Origin of the sequence: Streptomyces sp. NPDC004542 (assembly GCF_040610035.1) — a bacterium.
GTDB lineage: Bacteria > Actinomycetota > Actinomycetes > Streptomycetales > Streptomycetaceae > Streptomyces.
Genome location: NZ_JBEXLP010000185.1, coordinates 1 through 3,946, shown reverse-complemented (window position 1 = coordinate 3,946; position 3,946 = coordinate 1). Strand labels below are relative to the sequence as shown.

Here is a 3,946-nt window from a genome sequence, read left to right as displayed (position 1 = left end):
GAGGACGACATCGTCAAGGACGACGCCCTGGAAGGCCTCACCGCGGTCGTCACCGTACGCCTGGCCGAACCCCAGTTCGAGGGCCAGACCAAGGAGGTCCTGGGCACCTCGGCCGCACGCCGCATCGTGAACACCGTGATCACCAAGGAACTCAAGGCGTTCCTGACCTCCGCCAAGCGCGATGCCGCCGCGCAGGCCCGGGTGGTTCTGGAGAAGGCGGTCGCCGCCGCCCGTACCCGCATCGCGGCCCGCCAGCACAAGGACGCGCAGCGCCGGAAGACGGCCCTGGAATCCTCCTCGCTGCCCGCCAAGCTCGCCGACTGCCGCAGCGACGACGTGGACCGCAGCGAGCTGTTCATCGTCGAGGGGGACTCCGCGCTCGGCACGGCGAAGCTCGCGCGGAACTCCGAATTCCAGGCTCTGCTGCCGATCCGCGGCAAGATCCTCAACGTCCAGAAGTCGTCCGTGACCGACATGCTGAAGAACGCCGAGTGCGGTGCGATCATCCAGGTCGTAGGAGCGGGGTCGGGCCGGACCTTCGATCTCGACGCGGCCCGTTACGGCAAGATCATCATGATGACCGACGCCGATGTGGACGGCTCCCACATCCGCTGTCTGCTGCTGACGCTCTTCCAGCGCTACATGCGGCCCATGGTCGAGGCCGGCCGGGTGTTCGCCGCGGTGCCGCCGCTGCACCGCATCGAACTCGTCCAGCCGAAGAAGGGCCAGGACAAGTACGTCTACACGTACTCGGACCGCGAGCTGCGCGACAAGCTCATGGAGTTCCAGAGCAAGGGCGTCCGGTACAAGGACTCCATCCAGCGCTACAAGGGTCTGGGCGAGATGGACGCCGATCAGCTGGCCGAGACGACGATGGACCCGCGCCACCGCACCCTGCGCCGGATCAACCTCTCCGACCTGGACGCCGCCGAGCAGGTCTTCGATCTGCTGATGGGCAACGAGGTCGCGCCCCGCAAGGAGTTCATCTCCAGCTCCGCTGCCACGCTGGACCGCTCCCGGATCGACATCTGAGCTCGGCCGGGGGGACGCCTGGTGGGGGTCTGTGTAGCGAACGGTGGAACTCGGTCGGATTTCTTCAGCGGCGTCCGGCGGTGAGCCGGCCGTCGAAGGTGATGTCGAAGGCTTGGAGTGCGGCTTTCCACCGCATGGTCCAGCGTTTGCGTCCGGTGCCGGTCGGGTCCAGGCTCATGACGGCCGGGTAGACGCATTTGAGGGCGGCCTGGTCGGTAGGGAAGTGTCCCCGGGCCCGGACGGCCTTGCGGATCCGTGCGTTGATGCTCTCGATCGCGTTGGTGGTGCAGACGATCTTGCGGATCTCCACGTCGAACCGGAGGAAGGGCACGAACTCCGCCCAGGCGGCCTCCCAGAGCCGGACGATCGCCGGATACTTCCCGCCCCAGGCATCGGTGAACTCCACGAACCGCTCCAGCGCGGTGTCCTCGGTCGGGGCGGTGTAGACGGGCCTGAGCGCCTTCGCGATCTTCTCCCTGTCCTGGCGGGCCGCGTAACGGAAGCTGTTCCGCAGCAGGTGGAGCCGTAGGGAAACAAGGTGTCGCCTTCTGTGGTGTGCCTCGTTGGCCTGGTATGGCGTTGTCGGAGGGGAAGCACGGTCGACTCGCTGTGCGGTTCGAGGTGTTGTTGCCACATCTGGACGAGCGGCAGTGGAGGCTGCTGCTGGCCACCGAGGCGAGACTGCTGGGGCATGGCGGTGTCCGGGCGGTCGCACGGGCCGCGGGGGTGAGCGAGACCACGGTCCGCAGGGGAGTCTTCGAGCTGGAGGCGGGCGAGACCACGGCGTCCGCGGGGCGGACCCGGAAGCCAGGCGGGGGCCGCAAGCGTGCGGAGCAGGTCGATCCGGCCCTGCTGCCCGCGCTGTTGGGGCTGGTCGAGCCGGATGAGCGGGGCGATCCGATGTCGCCGCTGCGGTGGACGACGAAGTCGCTACGGATCCTCGCGGACGAGCTGACGGGCCAGGGCCATCCGGTCTCGGCGATGACGGTGGGCAGGCTGCTGAAGGACAGCGGATTCAGCCTCCAGGCCCCGGCCAAGACCTTGGAGGGCGAGCAAGACCCGCTCCGGGACGCCCAGTTCCGCTACATCAACGAGCAGGTCAAACGACACCAGGCCGACGGCGAGCCCGTCATCAGCGTGGACACGAAGAAGAAGGAGATGCTCGGCCAGCTGCCGAACCCCGGTCGGCAGTGGCGCCCGAAGGGTGACCCGGTCCGGGTCGATGACCACAGCTTCTTCTCCGGGCCGACGGGCGAAGCCGCCATCCCTTATGGAATCTACGATCTTTCGGCGGACACCGGCTGGGTCAACGTTGGCGTGGATCACGACACCTCGGTCTTCGCGGTCGCCTCGATCCGCCGCTGGTGGCAGGTCCGGGGCCGCCATGACTATCCGCGGGCCAGCCGGCTGTTGATCACCGCGGACGCGGGTGGCTCCAACGGCTACCGCTACCGCCTCTGGAAGGCGGAGCTAGCCGAATTCGCCGCCGAGACCGGGCTGGCAGTCACTGTCTGTCACTTCCCTCCCGGCACCTCGAAGTGGAACAAGATCGAGCACCGACTCTTCTCCCACATCACGATGAACTGGCGGGGCCACCCGCTGACCAGCCACGAAGTTGTCGTCAACGCCATCGCGGCGACGAAGACCCGCAGCGGACTGCGGGTCGAAGCTGAACTCGACACCGGGCGCTACCCCCGGGGCATCGCGGTCAGCAAGGCCCAGCTGAAGAGCCTGCCGATCGAGTACCACGACACGCACGGCACCTGGAACTACACCGTCCGCCCCGACGGCCCCGGCGACGGCGAGGCCACACCCCTCACAGACCGTGACGCTGCCCGCCGACGGGTCCTCGACCTGCTGGCTGAGCCGGCCCTGACCGGGATGAGCCGCGAGGACCTGACCGCCCTGGCCGGCAAACTCACGCCCGAGCTGGGCCCGCTTCGCGAGGAACGACTGCACCGCAAGCGCGGCGGCCCGCGCCGCCACGGTGCCGGAGACAACAAGCGCCCGGTCCTCGCCCCCGCGGACCGCATCCTGCTGAGCGTGATCTACCTCCGCCACGTGTGCTCGCAGAACCTCCTCGCCGAGATGCTGGGTCTGTGCCAGCGCACCCTCGGCCCGTCCATCAAGGAGATCCGACGCCTCCTGCAGGAACACAGCATCTCCATCACGCCCACCACGCTGTGCTTTTCAAGCAGCCAGGAGCTCGAGGATTTCGTACGCTCCGGGACCCCGGTCACCGCCCGCCTCCAGCGCACCCACCACCTGGCCGACCCTGCCCTGACCGGCATGGACCGCACCGACCTGGCCTCGCTCATCGACCAGTTGCCGCTTCAGCAAGCCGCCTTGATCGAGCGGCGCCGCCACCAGCATCGGGGCGGACCACGCCAGCCCGGCACCCGCGGCGGCGTCTTCCGGCAGAAGATCACCGATGCCGAACGCCTCCTGGCCGCAGTCCTCTACGACCGCAAGCTCGGCACCCGACAAGTCCTGGCAGACGCCTTCGGCATCAGCCTCGGCACCCTCAACAACGCGCTCAAAGACGCCCAACCCGTCCTCCGCGAAGCCGGAATCACCCTGCCTCCCGCCCAGACCCGCTTCGCCACCGGCGCCGAACTGCTGGCATCCATCGACAGCAACACGCCGACAGGTTGATTCTTTACGGCTCCGGTGAACGACGCAGGTCTGGACGATCGTCGCAGGCCAGACGGTGTTCACGGCGTCCGGGAGGCCGGTCAGGCCGTCGCAGACCGGCATCAGGACATCGGCCGCGCCGCGGTTCTTGATCTCGGTCAGGACCTGGAGCCAGTATTTCGCGGCCTCACCGCCGTCGCCGATCCACAGGCCCAGGATGTCCCGGTGCCCCTCAGCGGTGACCGCCACCGCCATGTGGACAGGCCGGTTGGCGACCTGC

2 protein-coding genes and 2 pseudogenes are annotated in these 3,946 nt (G+C 68.2%); 2 read left to right on the top strand and 2 right to left on the bottom strand.

Annotated elements, in window-relative coordinates; translation table 11 throughout:
- Nucleotides 1-1,032: toprim domain-containing protein (locus tag ABZX30_RS37820; protein ID WP_355942902.1), on the top strand; the 1,032-nt coding region annotated here is incomplete at its 5' end.
- A gap of 64 nt (nt 1,033-1,096) precedes the next feature.
- Here the strand turns inward: ABZX30_RS37820 and ABZX30_RS37815 are convergent.
- Nucleotides 1,097-1,555 (bottom strand): annotated as a pseudogene (locus ABZX30_RS37815) (transposase); the annotation flags it as partial.
- A gap of 50 nt (nt 1,556-1,605) precedes the next feature.
- Between ABZX30_RS37815 and ABZX30_RS37810 the strand changes: the two are divergent.
- Nucleotides 1,606-3,687, top strand: a complete 2,082-nt coding sequence (locus tag ABZX30_RS37810; RefSeq protein ID WP_355942899.1) for an ISAzo13 family transposase — start codon at nt 1,606-1,608, stop codon at nt 3,685-3,687.
- A gap of 15 nt (nt 3,688-3,702) precedes the next feature.
- Here ABZX30_RS37810 and ABZX30_RS37805 read toward each other — a convergent pair.
- A pseudogene (locus ABZX30_RS37805) lies at nt 3,703-3,946 on the bottom strand (transposase); the annotation flags it as partial.

Coding starts and splice junctions, on each gene's coding strand:
- ABZX30_RS37810 (WP_355942899.1), top strand. CDS start 1,606: ATGGCGTTGTCGGAGGGGAAGCACGGTCGACTCGCTGTGCGGTTCGAG.